Consider the following 3,999-nt stretch of genomic DNA (forward strand, 5'->3'; position numbering starts at 1 on the left):
GGCTGACTGAAATAAAACCCCTGTCCTTCGCTACACCCCTGGTTCTGCAGGAATACCAACTGTTCATGCGTTTCCACACCTTCGGCAATGACGCACAAATTGAGGCTTTTTCCCAGGCCGATCACGGCGGTCACGAGGGCAGCATCATCCAAATTGTCCATAGCTTTCGTGATGTCATGCATAAACGACTGGTCGATCTTCAGCGTGTCAATCGGAAAACGTTTCAAATAACTCAAACTCGAAAAACCCGTACCAAAGTCGTCGATGGCAAGTTGAGCGCCCATGGCTTTGAGCGCCTCGAGCATGGAGACGGTAACATTTGCATCCTGCATGAGCACGCTTTCGGTCAACTCAAGTTCGAGATAGCGCGCTGCCAGGCCGGTGTCTTTCAGGATCCCCGCCAGGCTTTCCAGAAAATCCTTACGTCTGAACTGTGCGGCAGAGATGTTGACCGCCACCGGGAGGGGAGGAAAACCAGAATCTTGCCAGGCTTTGGCTTGTTTGCAAGCTTCCCGCAAAACCCACGCGCCGATGGGCACAATGAGGCCACAGTCTTCGGCGATCTGGATAAACTGCCCGGGCAGGATCAGTCCATGCCGTGGATGACGCCAGCGGATGAGCGCCTCTACCCCGACAATTTCGCCACTCTGAAGATTTATTTTCGGCTGGTAGTACAGCACGAATTCCTGCCGTTGCAGTGCGAGTTGCAGATCGGTTTCAGTGGATAGTTTCTTGACGGCCTGGGTATTCATGCTCTGCTCGAAGAATGTATAGTCGTTACCCCCGTTTCCCTTGGTATGATACATCGCCATATCCGCACCCTTGATCAGGGAAGTTGCATCCGAACCATCGTCGGGGTAGATGCAGATACCGATGCTCACGCTGATATAGAGGTCGTGCTGGTCGATGCGATGAGGAATCGCAAGCGCTGTAAGCACCTTCTGTGCAGAAAGCGCTGCGTCTTCTGCGTGCTCGATTTCGGCCAGCAGGATAATGAACTCATCTCCGCCCTGGCGGCAGACGGAGTCTGAGTGACGCACGCACTCGACCAGGCGTTTTGCCACCGATTGCAGCAGTTGATCTCCAACCCCATGCCCCAGAGAGTCATTGATATTTTTGAATCGATCTACATCCATGAACAGCAACGCAAGTTTCCTGCCTCGACGACGAGCCGACTCGATTGCCTGACCAAGCCTGTCATGCAGCAGCATTCGGTTGGGCAAATCGGTGAGCCCATCGTGATGGGCTAAATGATCCAGATGCGTTTTAGACATCTGGATTTGTTCGGCCAGTTTATGCGCTTCAATGGTAGCAATTACCAGGTTTGCGTTCGCTTGTTGCAATACCTTCAGGTGAGGGTCGGAAGTTTTCTGCGTTGTTTCTGCAGTAATAATTTCCTGCTCGAGCAGGTTGACAGCCTGTTCTCGCAACCGCACGGCATCTTCTCGCGCACTGATCGAATCTTCGGGGTGCAGAGGGTCGATTCGGGGGGAGTGTGAATGACGATGCTTCCCACCTCGCCTCCTGTCGTTTCCGCGGACAGTGAACGGTCTTTCACTCTCAGAATTCGTGCCCGAAGAGACCGAATCACCGGGATCGGAAATTTGATCCTTGTCATTTTTACTCATTACGGCGTCCCTTTCTTCCCTATACCACGCGATCGCCGGTCGGCCGGCCAGTCAGGATTCCAGCGTGCGCAGTCAAAGTTTCCCCCAGTACGATGCCTTCATCTGTAATGTCGTATAACCGAATGTCCTTGCTATGCCTGCTGCCACGGACTTTGACGACCGAGATGACGCGTTTGAATTGGCCCGCAATTTCAACATAACGCTGCATGATGATTGCATCAGCGAGAAAAGCGCTCCCGAAGGGACTGAAACGCAAATCCGTGTAGCGGTCTTCCAGTTCCGAGGTCATCAATATGGTCACGCCCATGCCGGTCAACTCGGCAATCATCCGGTACAGAGATCCCCGGAAATCTTCATGAAACTCGGGTGCCAGTGCCAGTTCAAATCCGGAAAGGGAGTCGATGACAACGCGTTTTGCCTGCATTTTGGTAATCATTTCGATCAGATCATGCAGAATTTGATCAATCGATAAATCCAGAGAACGCGTGTCGATCACCCCAACCTGCCCAGCCTGAATCAGTGTATTGAGTTTTCTGCTCAGCAGTTGGTTCGGGCTCTTTTCAAACGCTGCAATCACACCCGGTTCCCCCCTGGCTGCCCCTTCAGCAAGAAATTCTGTGGCTAATACGGTTTTTCCGGAACCGGATGGTCCGACCAGGAGCAGAGAATAGCCAGCGGGCAAGCCGCCGCCCATCATCTCATCCAGCCCCGGTACTCCCGTAGGAATACGGTGCTCTCCGCCGGAAACTTCGATAGAAGGCGCAACCACTCCGCTCGGTTTGACCATCGCACGAGGAAAAACCTGGATGCCCGCATCGCTGATACGGAAGGTATGTAAACCGGCTGCCTGAGCCTGACCGCGCATTTTAACCACTTGCATCTTGCGCACCATTGAATTGTGGTGCATGTTTTGCGAAAGCCAGAGGATGCCGTCGGCCACGGTAAAAATAGGGCTGGCCTCTGCTTCCGGCGCCAAATATTCACCCAATAAAAACGAGGTTGTCTGCCAACTTGTCATTTGCATGCCCAACTGCTGCACGAATCTTTGCAAATCGGACATACCTGTATCCTGATTCTTCGTCGATTGCACGACCGATCGGAAGGAATCGACAAATACCAAACTGGGTGTATAGTTTTTCACCTCTTCGGAGATGCGCGACAATACGCGGTCGAAATCCCCTCCCATGAGGTCGGCAGACAGATTGACGAAGCGTATCGAATCATTGATTTTATCAATGTCAAAAAACGAAAACTGCTGCTGATACCTGAGCATCTTCAAGGCAGGCTCGCCAAGTACCGTGAAGAACAGTACCCGATTGTCCGAGTTTGCCTGTGAGAACATGATCTGGTGAGCGAGTGTCGTTTTTCCGCTTCCCGGCGTACCCGCAATCAGGTTGAACGAGAATTCCGGCAACCCCCCGCCCAGAAGGTTGTCCAAACCAGGAACGCCCGTCGGCAGACGGCGTATGGTAACCTTCTTACTCATCATGAAAACTCCTTGCCGGATCTATCTTGGATATTATTGCCCCAGGCCAAACGTACCATTTGGGTCGTCAATTGCTCGCCGATTAGCGATGCCAGGATGTCGGTAAAAATGATCAGTAGCAATCTGTTCGCCTCTCTGGTTTGCATGCGCGTTTGCCCTTCAAAAGAAATTCTTAATTCCGCAAACCTGCGATCAGTCTGCGGTGAGGTTGAAGTAGCGACGAGCCAGGGAAAGGTTGACTGGGCAAGGAACACACTTCTTGCGTAAAGGGAATTGAAACCACTTTCACCGATGATCGAAATAATGTGAGTTGCCAACTGCTCCCACAAGACAACTGCGCCATCCACAACTCCTTCCGTGTGCCGGGCCATGAGGTTTTCGATCATCTGGTGCCGCAACAAGCCATTGGTAGTCATAACAAAGTCAGTGATCGATGGATATGACAATGTTCAGAGAAGGTACACCGACATGCCAACGGCGGATCATTTCCCCGACCTGTCGTCTCACGAACAGAATCAGGGATGATCTGATGTTTTTTACAAAAATCAACACGATATATCCATTTTTTAGTTCTATCAAAATTCTTTTAATTCGACAAAAACCGGCATCTTCGCTACCGGTCAAGCGAGTTTCGAGAATCAGGGTGTCGAGCGCGTATCCTGCTCAAAAACAAAGAGCCCGTTGAATGTCTACCCGGCGCTCATCCTTATGGTACCTGAATGGGTGACACGAAGGTTATTTCATGTGGTCCATGTACATTTTGTCAAAAACCCCCTTTTGCTCCGGCGTGAGGGCCGCATAGAATATCTTTACGGCATCAGCCTTCTTGGTCATGTTCTGTGCAAGGTCTTTCATCACGTCTGCTTTCATCATCATGCTCTCAGG

The 3,999-nt window shown here is 51.5% G+C and carries 3 protein-coding genes; all 3 read right to left on the reverse strand.

The annotated features are described in order from the left end of the window. Nucleotides 1–1,436: putative bifunctional diguanylate cyclase/phosphodiesterase (locus M6F29_RS11420; protein ID WP_298159960.1), on the reverse strand; the 1,436-nt coding region annotated here is incomplete at its 3' end. A 211-nt stretch (nt 1,437–1,647) separates the two neighbouring features. Next, nucleotides 1,648–3,114, reverse strand: coding sequence for a DUF7125 family protein (locus M6F29_RS11425; RefSeq protein WP_366526008.1), 1,467 nt, complete (start codon nt 3,112–3,114; stop codon nt 1,648–1,650). Then, a complete protein-coding gene (locus tag M6F29_RS11430; RefSeq protein ID WP_298159964.1) occupies nt 3,114–3,530 on the reverse strand; it encodes a hypothetical protein in 417 nt (138 codons plus the stop codon). Before M6F29_RS11430 ends, M6F29_RS11425 begins: the two co-directional genes overlap by 1 nt. Nucleotides 3,531–3,999: the final 469 nt, after the last annotated feature.

It is taken from the genome of Ferrovum sp., from assembly GCF_027317285.1.
GTDB lineage: Bacteria > Pseudomonadota > Gammaproteobacteria > Burkholderiales > Ferrovaceae > Ferrovum.